This window comes from Halorubrum sp. Atlit-28R (assembly GCF_003665955.1).
In the GTDB taxonomy this organism is placed as follows: domain Archaea; phylum Halobacteriota; class Halobacteria; order Halobacteriales; family Haloferacaceae; genus Halorubrum; species Halorubrum tropicale.
On record NZ_QPLS01000008.1, the window covers coordinates 16,942 to 33,636 of the forward strand.

Annotated in this window: 12 protein-coding genes; 6 read left to right on the top strand and 6 right to left on the bottom strand. The window is 55.6% G+C overall.

Translation table 11 applies throughout. The features are described from left to right. Window positions 1-118 precede the first annotated feature (118 nt). The 3 genes from DVK06_RS12605 to DVK06_RS12615 all read right to left on the bottom strand — a co-directional run bounded on the left by DVK06_RS12605 (window position 119) and on the right by DVK06_RS12615 (window position 4,326). The gene (locus DVK06_RS12605; RefSeq protein ID WP_094519924.1) at window positions 119-604 is read right to left on the bottom strand and encodes a DoxX family membrane protein; all 486 of its coding nucleotides are present in this window, start codon (window positions 602-604) and stop codon (window positions 119-121) included. Between the two features lie 405 nt (window positions 605-1,009). Further along, entirely contained in the window at window positions 1,010-2,494 is a 1,485-nt protein-coding gene (locus DVK06_RS12610) for an AMP-binding protein (protein WP_121600510.1), read from the bottom strand. Between the two features lie 2 nt (window positions 2,495-2,496). Then, a complete protein-coding gene (locus DVK06_RS12615) occupies window positions 2,497-4,326 on the bottom strand; it encodes an acyl-CoA dehydrogenase family protein (RefSeq protein ID WP_121600511.1) in 1,830 nt (609 codons plus the stop codon). Between the two features lie 432 nt (window positions 4,327-4,758). Here DVK06_RS12615 and DVK06_RS12620 point away from each other — a divergent pair, with 432 nt between their 5' ends. Beyond that, the gene (locus DVK06_RS12620; RefSeq protein WP_121600512.1) at window positions 4,759-4,956 is read left to right on the top strand and encodes a hypothetical protein; all 198 of its coding nucleotides are present in this window, start codon (window positions 4,759-4,761) and stop codon (window positions 4,954-4,956) included. Between the two features lie 93 nt (window positions 4,957-5,049). Next, entirely contained in the window at window positions 5,050-5,679 is a 630-nt protein-coding gene (locus DVK06_RS19315) for a hypothetical protein (RefSeq protein WP_233561708.1), read from the top strand. 126 nt (window positions 5,680-5,805) lie between these two features. On the opposite strand, the gene DVK06_RS12630 is transcribed toward DVK06_RS19315, so the two are convergent. Both DVK06_RS12630 and DVK06_RS12635 read right to left on the bottom strand, forming a co-directional pair. After that, window positions 5,806-6,234, bottom strand: coding sequence for a DUF6069 family protein (locus DVK06_RS12630; RefSeq protein WP_121600513.1), 429 nt, complete (start codon window positions 6,232-6,234; stop codon window positions 5,806-5,808). A gap of 95 nt (window positions 6,235-6,329) precedes the next feature. Next, window positions 6,330-6,479 carry a rubrerythrin-like domain-containing protein gene (locus tag DVK06_RS12635; protein ID WP_121600514.1) on the bottom strand — a complete coding sequence of 50 codons (150 nt, stop codon included), beginning with the start codon at window positions 6,477-6,479 and terminating at the stop codon, window positions 6,330-6,332. 280 nt (window positions 6,480-6,759) lie between these two features. Here DVK06_RS12635 and DVK06_RS18700 point away from each other — a divergent pair, with 280 nt between their 5' ends. Then, a complete protein-coding gene (locus tag DVK06_RS18700) occupies window positions 6,760-6,906 on the top strand; it encodes a hypothetical protein (RefSeq protein ID WP_158600084.1) in 147 nt (48 codons plus the stop codon). 140 nt (window positions 6,907-7,046) lie between these two features. Here the strand turns inward: DVK06_RS18700 and dcm are convergent, their stop codons facing one another. Next, window positions 7,047-9,290, bottom strand: a complete 2,244-nt coding sequence (gene dcm, locus DVK06_RS12640) for a DNA cytosine methyltransferase (protein ID WP_121600590.1) — start codon at window positions 9,288-9,290, stop codon at window positions 7,047-7,049. A gap of 267 nt (window positions 9,291-9,557) precedes the next feature. Between dcm and DVK06_RS12645 the strand changes: the two genes are divergently transcribed. Genes DVK06_RS12645 through DVK06_RS19020 form a run of 3 tightly spaced genes read left to right on the top strand, consistent with a single transcriptional unit; the run spans window position 9,558 to window position 16,292 of the window. Continuing rightward, entirely contained in the window at window positions 9,558-13,373 is a 3,816-nt protein-coding gene (locus tag DVK06_RS12645) for a helicase-related protein (RefSeq protein WP_121600515.1), read from the top strand. Between the two features lie 12 nt (window positions 13,374-13,385). Next, complete coding sequence (locus tag DVK06_RS12650; protein ID WP_233561709.1) at window positions 13,386-15,338, top strand: hypothetical protein; 1,953 nt, start codon at window positions 13,386-13,388, stop codon at window positions 15,336-15,338. A gap of 24 nt (window positions 15,339-15,362) precedes the next feature. Then, on the top strand, window positions 15,363-16,292 hold the full coding sequence (locus tag DVK06_RS19020; RefSeq protein ID WP_199718681.1) for a phospholipase D-like domain-containing protein: 930 nt from the start codon (window positions 15,363-15,365) through the stop codon (window positions 16,290-16,292). Window positions 16,293-16,695: the final 403 nt, after the last annotated feature.

Here is a 16,695-nt window from a genome sequence, read left to right on the forward strand (position 1 = left end):
CGAAGCGCTCAACGAGCAGGATCTTTCCAGCTACTAATCCGGACATATTTTAACTGTAAACAACAGCTTGTGAATCGTTCTATGTTCATCGTTCAGCACGAGCAGCCAACTGTCTAATTCACACTGACGCAGATTCGTCCCTGACGGTGCTTCCCAGAACGAGTGCGCCGGCAATTATTACGAGGTTCTTTACGATATACTGACCCTCGACCGTTAACCCGTACGGGAACGTGGTATAGACAACTTCAGGGAGCAGTATCATTGGGAGGAACGTCCCCGGAAGTTGGAGTGCCAACAGCAGCAATCCAACACGCGTAAGCGGTGGATAGAGCAGACAGATCCCGATGATTACCTCCCATACGCCAAGTACCGGGACAAAAAACTCAGGCGGAAGAATGTACACCGTTGAGGCGACGAGGTCACCGGCCGGCGAGACGCCAAGTACTTTGAGTGCGCCGAACCAGATGAACACCGCTCCGACAGCGGCTCGCAACGCTGGAACACTCCAACGGTCCATTTTCGATGCCAGTGTCGCGTCGAGCGCGTCCAACCGCTCTTGATACACGGTTAGCGTGTCTTTCGATTCGTTTTCTGAGGTTGCCATCGCGTGCGTGATAGTTACGATTTTGCCGGCTAAAAGGCTTCTAGCTCCTGATCGACCGTGTTCGATTTTTTGACTTGCTCTGTTGACTCGATGGAAACGCTGCTACTCCATATGAGCGTAACACAAGACATGGGGCACAAGAGACCGACCTGTATTCCGTGCCACAGAGTACGTCGTTTTGACTAGTCCGTGTGCGAAAGAAGCCGATCTATGGGCGCTACAGCCCGGATACCGTGGATGAGTGTCCCTCGAACTTCACACTTCTACGCAGTTAGTCACCCCCTCTCCCCATGCCGCTGGAGATCGAACGAGAACAGGGCCTCACCGGGGAAGTACCTAGTAGAAAGTTAGTACAGGGGTACGAAGCGGGGAGGTTAAGGCAGCTATGAGAGTCCCGGTGGGGTGTTAAGAGTGTTTCAAATCCAACCTCTCTCGGAGGGTCTCCTTTTGGATTTTGCCTGTGCTGGTTAACGGGAGTTCGTCTAATGTGAATATCTCATCGGGAATCCACCAGTCGTTGATTTGTCCCTTTTCGACTGCCTCCGCTAGTTGGTCGTATACCGATTCTTTCTCGAATGTATCGTCAACTGGTGTTACAGCGGCAACTGGCCGTTCGCCCCATTCATCGTCGGGTCTCCCGAGAACAGCGGCGTTGGCGACGGTTGTCGTGTCTACGATAATCGATTCGAGAATGCTTGATGGAATCCACTCTCCGCCACTCTTTATTGTGTCATCGACGCGGTCGAGAATCCGAATTCCACCATCTGGCATCCGTCGCCCGATGTCTCCCGTGTTGAACCAACCGTCGACGAAGGCGTCTGCAGTCTTCTCTGGCAGTTTGTAATAGCCGTCGGGGAGCCACGGTGCCCGAAATTGAATTTCACCTATATCATCTTCCATACCCTCTCGGTGTACGAGTTGGAATTCGCCGAATGGTACTGGGTGAGTCACCCGGCGCAGATACTCATACCCTCCCTCGTCCCGAGCCTCGTCACTCCAGATCGATATCGAGGCGGCGAGCATGTCTGTCCCGCCATAGATCGTCGAGAATTCGATATCGTGCTCGCGGAACTGGGAGACCAGATCACGCTGGATCGTGCTACCACCGGTCAACACCTTGAGGCCGTCAAGAGAGTGATCTGTTTCCAGCAACTGGCGTGCCATCGTCGGGACCATGTTCGTCCAAGTTGCCTCGCCGTCTTCAACCAGCGACCCGACTGTTTCCGGGTCGTATTGGCCTGTCATCAGTAGGTCTGCGCCAAGATACGGCGCGATGACCGGGGACCCCCAGGCCAGTAGGTGGAACATCGGGATACTGGGTAACAGGGTGTCCTCTCCTGACAGCGAGGCTGGTGTGTCGTATTCGGTCAGTTGGTGTGCGATACTCACGCCACCGTGGATGAATTGCTCGTGGGTGTATCTGACCGGCTTGGGTTTACCAGTCGTGCCTGAGGTGAACAGCGTGACTGCTGGGGTATCTTCCTCAACGTCGAGAGTAACTGGGTCACTTTCTTCGAGGTCATCAGTATGTAGCGTTTCGCCTGGGAATTGCTGGGCGAGTGCTTCGAAGTCATCAGAGTAGATCAGATGGGTCGAATCTGATTTCTCCAGCGTGTATCCGATTTGCTCGGGTGGGAGATTCAGATTCACCGGGTAGATGATCGCTTCCATTCCAGTGATAGCGTACAGCAATTCGAAAAATTTGGGCGTATTCCAGTCAGCGACTGCGACGACAGTCCCAGCATCTACCCCGCGATCCGCAAGCCCACCTGCTAGTCTCTGGGCATTCTCGTATGCCTGTTCGTACGTCGTTTCACTGGCCCCGTCGGAGACGGTACTGTTGTGGAACAGCGTGCGCGCTCTGTCGAGGACTGAGGGTATGGTGTGCATTGTTAGGTTGTAACTGGTTGTTCTGGGAGTTTCGTATCGTCGAGACTGTCGTACTGGACAATTGCGTCGAAGTACTCCATCGCGGGAGTCGCATCAGTCTGCACGCCAGACGAATCGGACGCCAACTCGCGCTCGACAAATAGGTTCGCAACGATTGCTTTGCGAGCGTCACCGTCGTCTAAGTGTTCTTGTGCCCGACTTAGGAGAATACTGGCCGTGACGACGTCATAGATGTACTCAGTGACGTCCTTTGCGGCATATTGTGCGGACTCGTTGTCTGTCGTGGCCAGTCCGAGCAGCGCTTCTTGTAATTGTTCAAACTCCGCTTGTACCGTTTCTGCGAGCGGTTGGAGATACGGATGCTCGACGTTGTCTAGGTATCCCGAGACGAGCGGTAGCAATGCCTCGTGTGCGGCCTCTTTCTCCATGGCTCGCAGCACATCGAGTGAGAGGATGTTCGCCGTCCCCTCCCAGATTGGTAGGACCTGTGCATCGCGGTACAGGCGGTGGGTGACAAAATCATCGACATATCCGTTTCCACCCTGGATTTCCATGGCATATGACGCAGTTTCGACGGCTTTCCGCGTCGTGACGTGCTTGGAGACCGGAACCAGCAGTCGCATCAACTGGAATGCGTCGTCATCACCGTGATCACGCTCGTATCTGTCCAACCATCGGGCAGCTTCCATTGCAAAAGTCAACGTGGCCTCGTGGTCAACAGCCATCTCCACCAAGTCGCGCTGCATAAGCGGGAAGTCTTGAATCGCCTGTCCAAACGCATCCCGATTCGCTGCTTTGACCTTGCTCTCAAGCAATAATCGTCCGATGATGCCGACAGCACCCACAGAATTGGTCACTCGCTCCCAGTTCACCATCGTCGTCATGTACTTGAACCCGCGCTCCGGCTCACCGACGAGATAACCAGTGGTACCGTCGAATTCGACTTCACCGGTGGGGACGCTCTCTGTGCCGAGTTTGTCTTTGAGCCGCCGATATCGCTGTTCGTTCAACTCTCCTGACGGCAATTCGTGCGGAACAAGAAACAGTGAAAGCCCCTTTGTACCATCGGGCGCGCCGGGACGTCGAGCAAGGGCCAAAGTCCCCTGAGCGTCGATGTTCGAACAGAACCATTTCTCTCCGGTCAATTTGTACTCTCGCGTCTGTAACTCACCACCGTCTTGAGTGGCTTTGGCCTGAGCAGCTGATGATTCAGTTGCCTGGTGTGGCGCCACCACAGGCTCAGCATCTGTTTCGGCCGCCCCGACATCACTTCCGCCTTGCTCCTCGGTGAGGAACATCGCACCTTCGATGACAGTCTCATAGTCGGTGGACGTGAGCTGGTCCAGATACTCGGTGTAGTCTTCCGTATGGTCGTGATTTCGCAATGTCAGCGCGACTCCTGCCGTCATGGACTGCGCGCAGACAAGTCCCGTGTCGGCATACGAAAGAAGTAGTTGCTCAGTCAAGGTGTGGAGTAACCCAACTGGTTCATCTCGTCCCTCCGGTGGCTTGAACGCATCAGCGACGATTCCATGTTCGTAGATGAGCCGTTCGTTCTCAAGCTGATCGGGGTGGTACTCAACTTGGTTTAGCAACTCTCCATACTTGTCGTGTGATTGGAGTGTCGGCCCGTGTCTGTCGATTCGGTCTGCGTTGTCTGCGATAGTGTGACCGACAATATGGCCGAATTCTTGGAGTTTCTCCTTCGCCCACTCGAATTCATCATCTGGGTAGAGTCGCCTCGCTTCTTCCTGTAGAACGGGGTTGAGATCCCAGTAATTGACATGGCGTCCCTCCTCAAACTGCTCGTACTCTATGGGTGGTTCTACCATAGTTTACTGAGTATATAATCCAATTAATAATGAATATTAGTGAATGTACTATTGGTTGTATATTGTTTATTATCTGAGGAGAACGGGCACAGTTGATAATCAAAGTTTTCGTGGGAGATGTATTCGCAGCCGATCACATCGGATTTGAGTGAAAGTGTCTGCTTGGGAGGTGTGTAACCCAGCGGCTAAGTTCGACGACGACCCATTATAGAGGGGGTACGAGACAGTTCGGTTCCTCACTTCGCTATCCACACCCGTCGCCGGATCGGCGGAGAACGGTTTGTGGATGTGGGAGTCGTCTACGGGGCGGATGAGAAGTGCGTCATTAACTTGGAGTTCAAGATCGAAGACGGCTGACGGGCGATCAATGACTATCAAGAGGAGCTGACTGCGATCGACATCGGTCGGCAGATTGCGACGGTCGAACTCGCCGTGCTGGCGAACGAACTCCAGTCACCCGCTGAGACCTTGGACTACTGGATGACACAGACGCTCTACTCAACTCGGCAGTCTTCGTGGGCTGATGATCGAAAGGCCAGCCCGCAGACGGTCAGCGACCGGGTCCGGTCGGCGAAGGAGAAGCTCGATTTCAAGGAGGCATGCTGGCGGAATCTGTACGCACTTATGTGAAGGCCCACCTGGCTGAATACAGCACCAACTGAATCACTAATGGCGCTCCTTCCCTTCCGCACCGAGTCAGACACCTACTCGAGGTCTGTGGCGATGGACGCGAGCACTGTCGGTGATACGACGGTGACGGCAGCCGTGTATGCCTCCCGGGAGTTCGAACCAGCGATTCTGGAGGCGATCTACGACCACAGGAGTGGCATCGAATTCAAACCGTTCTACGACAAGGCGAACGACTACGAACACGCCGTCCGCCGAGACTTCACCGAAGCCGTCCTGCAGGAATTTCCGGAGCACATCCGTGTGTTCTCCCACCGCCAGAGCCTGGATGGGAACGAGGACACCCAGCAGGTCGAAGCGGCCCACTCCGCGATCCACGTCCACGACATCTTGAACACGGTCGCCGAGCCCCCCGCGGTAATCGTCGATGGGAACGAGCAGCAGGCCAAACCGTTTGTCGCCGCACTTGGAGGGCTGCGAGACGATCGACCGCTGGTGGCTTACTGCCAGAAGTCGAAGTTCTACTACCCGGCGGCACTTCTCGCTGACTTGGCTTCGAACCACCTCGCCCACCGGATTAATAGCACGGACACGATGCCGCGGGCAGGGGAACTCGTCGACGAGAGAGTTCGCGACCGGCTCGCGACGCTCGGCGAGGCCACCGTCGAGCTGGCGGCCGCAATCGACGAGTCGGCGGCACTCGGGTCGCTCGGGCCCGTGGTCTGAGCTCGAGGCCGTGGTCGGATGATCGCGGTCCGCGAGCCGGGCGGCAGTCCAGCGGTCGAAGCGTCACCGTCGCTCGCGAGCGCCGAGAAGTCCGTATTTAGATGGGCATTAAAGAAAACGGAGCCGTCAGCGGCCAAGGGCGCCGACGACGAACGCCGTTAGCGGGACCGCGACGACCAGGTGATACGCCACGAGCAGGCCCTGTCCGGTCGGCGTGATTCCCATCGCGGGCGCCACGGCGAAGACGGGGACGAGCATGACGAGGAAGACCGCCGCCGCAATCGCGACGAAGTTCCGTACGGGGCGGGCGGTGAATCTGTTGACGACCGCGTAGGCGAGCGCGGCGCCCGCGCCGGCGGCGATCGTCGACCCGACCAGCGCCCCGGCCGAGAACGGTGACATCGTACCGGTCGCGCCGACGGCGATGTCGGCCATGTCGACGACCGCCTGCGTGCCGAGCAGGGCGATAATCGCGACGAGGACGCCGAGGGTCGTGCGGCGGGCGAGACCGTTGCCCGCCCGTGGGACCGGGACCTGAGGAGTTGCCTGTGCCATCCATTCTATAGGCGCTGTGATGATAAATACGTGCCGTACGGACCGTGCTGTCGTCACTGGGATCAGATTCGGGGTCGAGCCCGAAGGTGCCACCGCTACTCGCGGGGCTTCGAGAGGTTCTCGACGTCACCGCCGCACTGCGGACATGACGAGAGCCCGCCGTCGGTCCACAGACGAGAGAGGCAGTCCCGACATTCGTATTGGTCCCCGGACGAGGAGGGTGACTGAGACGCATTCCTTGTCATCACACCTCAGAGGATTCGCTCGATGATAAACCGTTGGTCAAAACGCCTGACACGAGACGCAGCGGCGTTGGTGTCTCCATTTCGGTCGTCTGGGGGCGAAGAGCGGACGATATCAGCGGTCTCAGACAGCGATCTTCCCGCGTTCGAGCAGGCGGATCGACCCGTCCAGTCTGACCGGCGATCACGTATCGCGCCGGTCACGAGCGGCAAGCGCCGTCGCGAAGGAGTTCGGCGTCCGTTTCCAGTCAGTGTTATGTCGCGACCGGAACGACCCTCGTGTATGGCCACCGACGCGCCCCAGACGCTCGGAGACCGGTTCTGGCTCCGGCACTCGAACTCCCAAGAGCGGGTGGGTGCGCACCTCATCGAGCTGCCGAGATACGTCCTGATCCGACGTCGAGACGCGGGCGTAGATCGCTGCGTCTGAGGGTCAGTTTTCGCTCACGTTTTCGAGGACGTGGTATTGTCTTAAACAAGTGGGGTTACTGCGGTTTTGTGTATACCACTACCTTTTGGTAATAAATTGAATAACGTCTTTAGAATAGAATTTAACCGAATGCCTTTTCCTCAGTCGTCAGAGACAACCTCACCCGTCGACGGTGTATTCTCTTTGGTTGTTGGCTGCTCCTTTTTTGTTATCACTGGGCAGATTACTTGGCCGATCCTCTTTCCCGCAACTGGGGGAACAGCATTTCCAATCTGCCGAAACCAGCTTGTGAACGGTCCAAGAAAGACATAGTCGTCTGGGAACGATTGTAGTCGCGCAGCCTCACGGGGAGAGATTCCCCGATTTCGAGACGAATCAGCGCGCTCTTCATCAGGATATACATGTTCGTAGTAATCCGGCAGCACGTAGCCATTAGCGTCTTTAGCTAAATGAGCCACAATTGTCGGTGCGGGTTCAGACCACTGGAGCATCCGGTATTTGTCTCCAAATCGCTGCTTCTCAGCAGTCCCGACATCATATTCAATGTATTCAGCATACTCACCATCGGATCCGTATTTAACATCCCATCCAGTATCACCCGGTTCTAGTGCCTCATCAAATAGAATCCGGTCTTTCTCCATCGGGTGTTCTCTGGCCAAGTGGTTGAAACAGAGGTTGGTACCTGAATCAAGGTCGTGCGTATTTACGTAGTCACTCTTCGACCCTCGACCGATCTCTGAGAGGACTCGTCCCCCTTCGCCTCTCCGGAGGCGTGAGAGTCCAGAGAGACCTTGTTGAATATTCTGTGTCTCCCCCTCTACTGGAATATCATCTAGTAACTCCGCTGTACTCGATGAATTCTGTTCTGCGAGATCTTCTCGCACTCCAAGAAGGAGTACACGCTCTCGATTCTGCGGGACACCTAATTCGGCCATGTCTTGGACCCGATATTCAACGTCATAACCGAGTCCAGTCTCGTTGAGTAACTCTAGATCTTCAATCACCCAGTCGATTACCCGAACCCCGGTATCTCCGACTTCATTGACCATTCCCTCGACGTTTTCCATGACAATGGCCTTCGGTCGAAGTTCCTCCACAGTCTGTACATACTGGGTGTAGAGTGTTGTGCGGCCGTCATCGAGAACACTGTAGTCTTCATCGCCTGCTCGACGTGAACGGTATCCAGCTTGTGAGAGTGACTGACAGGGCGGACCACCGACGAGTATGTCAGGAGAACCAACTGCCTGTTTAATACGTTGACTTAATTTGACCTCTCGGACATCCCCACAGACGACGTTTTCGTGGGGAATATCTGGATGATTGAAACGATAGGTAGCGACGGCATCTGGGTCATTATCGATTGCCCACTGAACATTGAATTCTGTCTGCCCTATCCCACAAGACAATCCACCAGCCCCTGCGAATAGATCCACGGCAATCGGTCCCTCTTGCTCCGATTTCTGTTGTTGGAGACGGTGCGTAAGGAGAAACTTTCTGATTTCGCATGTCTCACCACATACGTCCCCTCTCGCAGTGATAGCATGAGTCGAAAGCGCCCGATATAACGGGGCTATTTGTCGATCAATCAGTTTGTCTTCTAGGAAATGACGGCGACCTCTCTCTCTTTTCAGGTCTGCGGGATCGATAAGGCCGAGAGAACAAAGAAGTGTGTCAACTTGGCTGTCTACGGGCCAGACGGGCTTGTCGAAAGCTGTCTGAAGTAGCCACCACGCATCATTCTCCTGAATCCCCGAAATCTCGGTGAGAAAGTCCACATAGGTCTGGTATTGAACCCGAGAAAACTCTCTGAGGGTCACCCCATCAGTGTACTCTGTGTTTTCAACAGCAGTTAGGAGCTGTTGAAGACGGGATACACGTTGACTTCCAACTCCACCCCCACGAACGAACTCACCAAGAACTTCTGAGAGTGAATCTTGGCTGAGCGAACTGATCTCTTCCCAATCTCCGTATTGTTCCCGTAGCGCACGCACTGCATCACGCGACCATCGTTCGAAGAACCGTTGTGCTGGCGATTCAACTGGTCCACTCAGTACGACGGCAGCGACGGTATCGAGTGGATCATCGCTGTTATACAACGGGTCTTCACAAGAACAGTGGTCTTCGTCTCCCGATTTCTCTCTCTTAACAGTGGCATATCGGCAGGTCTCAGTGTATTTGCCTCGCTTCCGGGCCAGCCGTTCAGGTGTCGAACCCACACACCCGACCGGATCCATTCGTTGTCTCTTCGCGTGGGCAGCAGTCAAAACATCGATAAGAAATTCGATATTGTCGAAAAGAAGCTCTCTATGAATGTCACGCTCCGTATCTGAAGCTGATCGAATCAGCTCCACTGGAGAACTGGGAGACGTGACCGACTCTGGCATACCCGCTCTTATATCGTCACCAGGGATAAATTTAGGGACAATCGTATTTTTCATCGAAAATACTCTACTGAGCCTGTATTAGACTCCACGTAACCTGAAACAAGTTCTATTTCCCGTCCTACCCCTCTTCTCGTGTCAGTCGTGACCAGTGGCCACCGATCTTATGTCAGCCGAAGGTGTAGTCCTCGGTATCAACGCCCTTGCTCCCACAATCATACCGACCTTCATCTCGGGCGATCAGCTCGAGCAGACTACTGAGTAACTACCATGGCTACAGGAATTAGCTTGGAGGAAGAATCTCCAGCCGACGACGAACGCATCGCCCGGCACCTTCGTGAGACGGTGTTGAAGCAAGTCCGTGGAGACATCGACGAGCGAGTCAAACGTGACTTCCCTAGCGATCGGTTCTTCGCGGGTGCGCTAGCACCTGAAAGTGAGGACCAACTCGACGATCCGGACGATGATCTCCAGTCAAAAATGGAGCCAAACGGCCTCGGTGCTACCGTGCGTATCCGGGGCGGTGAGGAAGGTGACGTGCTGACGCTTACTGTTAACGCAAGCGTGTGGGTGCGAGTTAACCCCACTTATGAGGAGATGGTAAACCGCGATTCTTTCGTCGCACTGGGTGACCGAGATGATGACGACGAAGGCGACAGTCTCCTCCCGGTTTTTGAACGTATTCCCCTTGAAGTCCCGCCGATCAAGATCCCTGCGGAGGTACTCCAGACGCCGACGCGAAACACTCCGGAGGTCATCCGCGACCGCACTCAGGAGGCATTCGAAAAAGCATTCTCCAGCGCCCGAGCCCACGCTCGGGAAAACTACGACCTCTACGTTGAGACCGAGGAAGATGACACTGTCCCGCCGGCCGCGCTCGAGGATGAAGAGAGCTTTCGTGATTACCTCTCTGAGCGGGCTGCTGGGGGAACATCAGCACTCCCGGAGTGGCACGCCACACTGGCTGTGGAAGTGATGGCTGACGAGGAAAACGACGACGACAGCACTATCGTCGATTTTGAGATCGCGAACGAGGCACTCCAGAGCCGCGAAGACGCGATCTACACCGTTCGAGACCCCACACTGTTCGAGGTGGGCCTCGAACTTGAGACGAGTGGCGACCTCGAGTTCGTCCCTTTCACCTTTGACCCGCTTCCAGAGGATTTCCGCTACAATAGAGATCTTTGGGGGCATGGTCGAAATTGTACCATCACCGCGCCTGAGCGCAACGACCAAGAAGTGGATGAAGAAGGAATCCCGCCAGGTCGTCGGGCTCCTTCTGCGATGCCGACCGCAACTCGACTTGAGACACAGTTCATCCCGGAGTACCGACAACTCGTCTACGAATCTGCGGACCGTAACGTCGATGCTACATTTGAGACGTTGGCCGACCTAGACGACGGTGGCCTCGATCTTCTCGACGATATTTCTACCGAGATGCGGAGATATCTCAGTGAGGAGTATGACGCCGCACTACAACAATATCGCCAACGAGACGACTGGGATGACGACCCAGAAACGGGTGATCTGGCTGATTTCAATGAAGACCGCGCTGCTTTCGAACGTGAGATCAAACGGTTCGAGCGCGGGATTCAGTGCCTTCGGGAGCATCCCGAAACTGTCGGACGTGCTTTCGAGTTGATGAACGAGGCAATGGACCGGATGCACCAGTTCCCCGGCTGGCGGCTCTTCCAGCTAGTATTCATCATCATGGAGGTCCCCGATGTTGCGAGCCGCGAGTACGACCAGTGGAACGAGGTCAGCTGGCGCAATGGTTCAACCGAGGACCGCGCAGAGGATGCTGATTCAGCGCTCGACATCGTTGATGTTCTTTGGTTCCCCACCGGTGGTGGGAAGACGGAAGCATTCCTCGGTGTCGCTGTCTGGAGTATGTTTTTCGATCGCCTCCGTGGGAAGGACTTTGGCGTCACTGCGTGGACGAAGTTCCCGCTTCGACTCCTCTCGCTCCAACAGTTCCAACGTATGACCGAGACGGTGATGTACGCCGACCTAGTTCGGCGAGAGCAGTCGGATATCGGCTCACACCCTTCTCGCCCGTTCTCGATGGGATATCTTGTTGGGAAGGCAAACACCCCGAACGCACTCACAGGTTACGATAACAATAATCACCAACGGTACCAGGGGCCTTCTGGAGAGGACCTTCGCCGCGAGGCCAAGGTCGTCCCAAGTTGTCCGGCCTGTGGGTCTGATATCGAGGTCCGAATCACAGATGACGACCACAGACTGACGCATTGCTGTACCGCGAGTAGCTTCGATTGTCCGTGGCAGTCGCGATCGATCACTTCCAGTGAGCCATATGGTGAGGAAGAGCTCCCGGTCCACGTTGTCGACAATGAGCTCTACCGGTACGCACCGACGATCATTGCGGGTACCATAGACAAGATCACCGCGATCGGTTATCAGCGCAAATTTGCTCACCTCATCACGGGTGAGATGGACCTTGAGTGTCCAATTCATGGGTTTGCCAGCTTGGGCGAATGTACGGAGAAGTACGGCTGTCCGATAGACAAGGATGAGTTTAGCGACATGGCCCGTCCCGTTGAACCGTACGACCCGGCCCCGTCGCTGATGGTTCCGGACGAGCTCCACCTGTTGGAAGAGAGTATGGGGAGCTTCGACGGCCACTACGAGACTGGTGTTGCCGAACTACAGGACCTCGTTGAGGCCGGGACAACAAAGGTCATCGCACCGACGGCGACGATTACTGGCTTTGAGGATCAGGTTCATAACCTGTTCATGCGCCCCGCTGAACGGTTCCCCTCGCCCGGGCCGTACCTACGCGAGAATTTCTACGCGCAGGAACGTGCGGAGACACAGCGGTACTACATCGGGCTGGTTCCACACGGAAAGACGCACATCAATTCCATCATCGACCTCCTGTTCTACTACCATCGGGAGGTTCAGAACCTATTCCGAGAAGCGTTGGAAAACCCGAATCAAGTACTGACCGGAGCTGTATTCGAAGGGTCGGATACCACGACACCACTTGAGGCCGACTCGATCGATGAAGTGCTAGCTCTACTCAGTTACTACAGCACCAGCATCACATATCTGCTATCGAAAAAGGACGGTGACCGTCTCGATCAGTCTATCGTCTCTCAGCTGGATACGTATCTCCAGAAAGATGGCCGACCGCCACTGGCGTCCGAGCGTATGACCGGTGGAACTGGCTTCGAGACGATCATGGAGGTCTTAGACATTGTCGAGGACCCGTGGGACGAAGATGCCGACAAACAGATCCTCAACCGTCTCATCGACCGGGGAGTGCTCGAGGAAGATGTCTCAGACTCTGTCCTGTCTCTACGTAGTACGCTTGAGAACAGTCTCGACGAGGAGAACGAGGTTGTCGGTAGTGACCAATTCGACAGTGAGCGGGCCAGCGCCACCGAAGACACTCGGGAAGCACTTGCTTGGCTACTGGCGAGTCGGCTCAACACTATCACGGCGACTAACATGATCGCCCACGGAGTCGACGTCGACCGCTTCAACATGATGACGTTCTTCGGTATGCCCCGAGGAACGGCGGAGTACATTCAAGCGAGTTCCCGTGCCGGCCGATCGCGACCGGGCCTCGTATTCAATGTCGCCCACCCCATCCGCGAGCGTGACCTGAGCCATTACCACTTCTTTGAGAAATACCACGCATTTCTCGACAGACTTGTTGAACCGGTCCCTATCAACCGCTGGGCAAAAAACAGTGTCAAGCAGACCCACCCGGGACTGTTCATGGGATTGATTCTCAACCACTACATGTACCGCGAAGGGGCCGGAAACCTCTACTTCGGTGATCAAGCCGAGAAGTTTGCTGACTCAGTCGACGAAAGAGAATTACGCCAGCAAATGCTGGGGATGTTTGGCGATCCGAACGACCACGAGGAGTTCAAAGGGGATATTGAAGATCTCACGAAGGAGGCGCTCTCTCAACTTCGTCTTGACGACGACCAGTGGACAAGTGGACGCATCAAACGTTCACCGATGCGGAGTCTCCGCGATGTCGACGAACAGCTACCCATTCGGTCGGAGTACCGCTACCGCGAGATCTTCGAGACGCTTGACAACCGGTGACCTACAATGAGTATGAAACGCAGCCGCCATCAGATCCTGTACCAGTTCCTTCCCGGGAACACCTTCGACTACAGCGACAAGCGTGGCATCTGGCAGGTGAATCGTCTCGAAACGACCGACGCGAGCGGCCAAGTCGATCGAGAGTACATCGTTGACCGCGTCTTCGCCCGGGCGAAAAACTGGGAGGGTGGTGAACAGGGATTTACTTCGAATAAAACAGGCCACTACGACTTCGCAGCACCGGAGGAAGTCCGGGCTCGTCCGTTCCCAACCACCTTCTACTGTACGAGCTGCCAGAAGGCACATGGATATTACTCCGCAGATGATCTTAGCGGAAAGAATCAGGCTCTAAAATGCGAGCGATCCGGCTGTAACGGCGACCTAAAACAGTACCAGTTCGTGAGCGTCCACAGCTGTGGCGAGATCAGGCGACTGTATCCACGGAAATGTCCGGATCACGGTGACCAGTACATCGTCCTCGATACGCAGGACAGTCAGCGTGCGCAAAACTTCCACTGGCGGTGTAACATCTGTGGTTGGGACACCCGAGTGAGCTACTCCCAGAACTGTGACTGTGATTACGTTCCTCCATCCGCGGATGACCCGGACGACGACAAAATGTACACGACGGTCCACCGAGCCGGTTCAACATACTATCCGCACTACCTGACCACAGTCAATCTACATGCGTCGGGTATCGGCCATCTCCGCGGAAGTGAAGACGGCTCACGGAAGGCTATCGCGAAACAGCTCGGTCTCTCTGACTCTCCGCTGAAGTCTGTCGACATGGACGAGGGTATTGAGGGAGCTGAGATCGATGACGATCGGAAAATAGAGGTATATCAGACGGAAGAAGAGGTCGAATCGCTCGATGAGGCGGAAGACTGGCTCCGAGCACACGGAGAGATCGACAGCCAAACCGTTGGTGAATCGATCACAGATCTAATCGATCTCAAAGCCGACGACGATTCCTTCGAGATGACCGATGCTGGCGATGAGCTTCTCCAGTACGTTCTCAGCCTCGAGGAACTCACAGCGCACACGCTCGAAGATTTGGAGGAAGACGCCCGACAACAGGGGTTCCCCCGCAAGGCAGACACGATCGCGACGTACTCGGACGACCTCGACCGCTTGGGTCTGAAGGACGTGCGTGTGATCGAAGACTTCCCGGTCCAGACGTTCGTCTACGGCTACACCCGGGGCGGCCGCGAGGAAGACGAGGCGAAGCTGAACGCCTTCTCGCAAAACGCGAGCAGCGGAGACGGCACACCGATATTCGTCGATACGTCGGAAACAGAGGCTACACAGTTTGATCTCGACCCCGCGGTAGTGCTGCTCTGGCTAGCCGTCAACATTCCTGAGACAAGCGACGAGCGAGCTGTCCGTGGCGACATCACGCTTCCCGAACTGCCTGCTGATCCCTCGGACGCTGATATTGAGCGTGCTCGGACAACCATCGAAGAACTCTCTCGCGCAGAGCAGTGGGCGTTCCTGCTGAACCATCTCGACCCGGTTGATCAGTACGGTCGCTTCGAGACCAGCACCGACGACACCGTTGAGGGGAAAGTCACGAAGTACGTCTTCGAGATGCTCCACACCCTCTCTCACGTCCTGCTCAAGCAGGCGAGCACGATCAGTGGGTTCGATCGAACGAACCTGAGTGAGTTCCTGTTCCCACGCGCACTCTCATTAGTGATCTACACCAACAACCGCGAAGAGTTCAATATCGGCGGCATGACCACGATGGTCGAGCAGCAATTGGACGACCTCCTCGGGCAAGCCCGTGCTCACGGGAACGAGTGTATGATGGACCCGGTCTGCTCACAGCGCGATGGGGCGTGTCTCTCCTGTCTCCACGTGAGCGAGATCAGTTGTTCGTATTTCAACCAGGTTCTCTGTCGGGACTACTTGTTTGGAAGTCGACCGAACACCGATCGGGACATCGAAGGATTCTGGCGACTGTAGCTAACTCCACGTCACCCCTTATCAATGGCCAGACACCCACCGATCATCGATCGTGCGCTCACCATCGCGGACATCGTCGATCACGAGGAGCCGCTTCTTGACGAACTAGAGGGAATGTTTCTGGTTTCCTCTGGGCGATCTGAACGGATTTCGCCGGCCGCAGTAGCGCGAGACACGGAGCTGAGTCGTGAAGCAGCGACCGACCTCTTTCGTCAGCTCCTCCAAGTCGAGGCGATTCAGCGCGAGACCTACGAGGCTGAACTGGTAGACACCCAGTGTCGCGTTGATCCAACCCGCACACGGGAGATATTCGAGCGGACACAGCAGTCGATTCGAACGCTCGCTGCCCACGAAAAGCGGGTCCCCACCACAGAAGTAACGCCGTTGGTGACGTTTCCAGATGATCCCGCGTTCAGCGGTTCGACGCCTGCCTCCTTTGACATGGAGGGGCTGCTCTCTTCTCTCGCAAGTCAAGTCAAACGTACCGAGCGCGAGATCGTGCTCCTGTCGCCGTTTTTTGAAGGTGACGGCCTCGGTCGTCTCGCTGATGTCCTGCTCGATGCGCTCGACCGTGGTGTCGAGCTGACGATTGTGACGCGGTATCTCGCGGATTCGGAGTCACATAACCACGACGTCATCGAGTCGTTCATGGAGCGAGCATCGGAACGAGGTGTTGCATCGGAAATTACCCTCGTCGATTACACTGTCTGGGAAGATACCACTCCGATCGGCAAACAACGCCAAGACGGCGAGAATCCCCAGTTCACGCTACATGCGAAAGTGATGCTGTTCGATTCTCGAGCCGCCTACGTCGGCAGTGCCAACGTGACGGATTATGGCTTCAACCGATATCTCGAACTCGGAGTCCTTCTTGAGGGAGCAACGGTCACAGCGTTCCGCGACCTGTGTGAGTTCCTGCTCGACTCTGACGGTGCCGTTACGGTTGAACTCTGAAACCAACCCCGAGTAGGCTCTGTTGAGATGTCCACATCCAGATATAACTAAAAACCGCTGGTGGCCGAAGTCTGTTTATTAAACGGGCTTTCGGAGATATCCAGCATCTTCTACCTGCCGTAGGAGAGTCTCTAAACGTGTTTCCTTGTCGCCGCGGCCCTTGAGACTCGCAACTGTCCCTCCAAGAGTCCCCCCGATATCTCGAGCCTCCTCATACTTCGGATCTCCGGGGCCCAGAACAGTGTACTCGGAAAATTGGAGTCCTTTCTTTTTATCTTCGCTTTCGCCCACTCGGTCCAGTAGACGGATGCCGTTCGTGCCGAATCGGCCGACAGCGATTAGACGGGAATCATCTGAACGCAATGTACCAATTCCTCCTGCTTGAGAGGCTTCTTCGAATCGA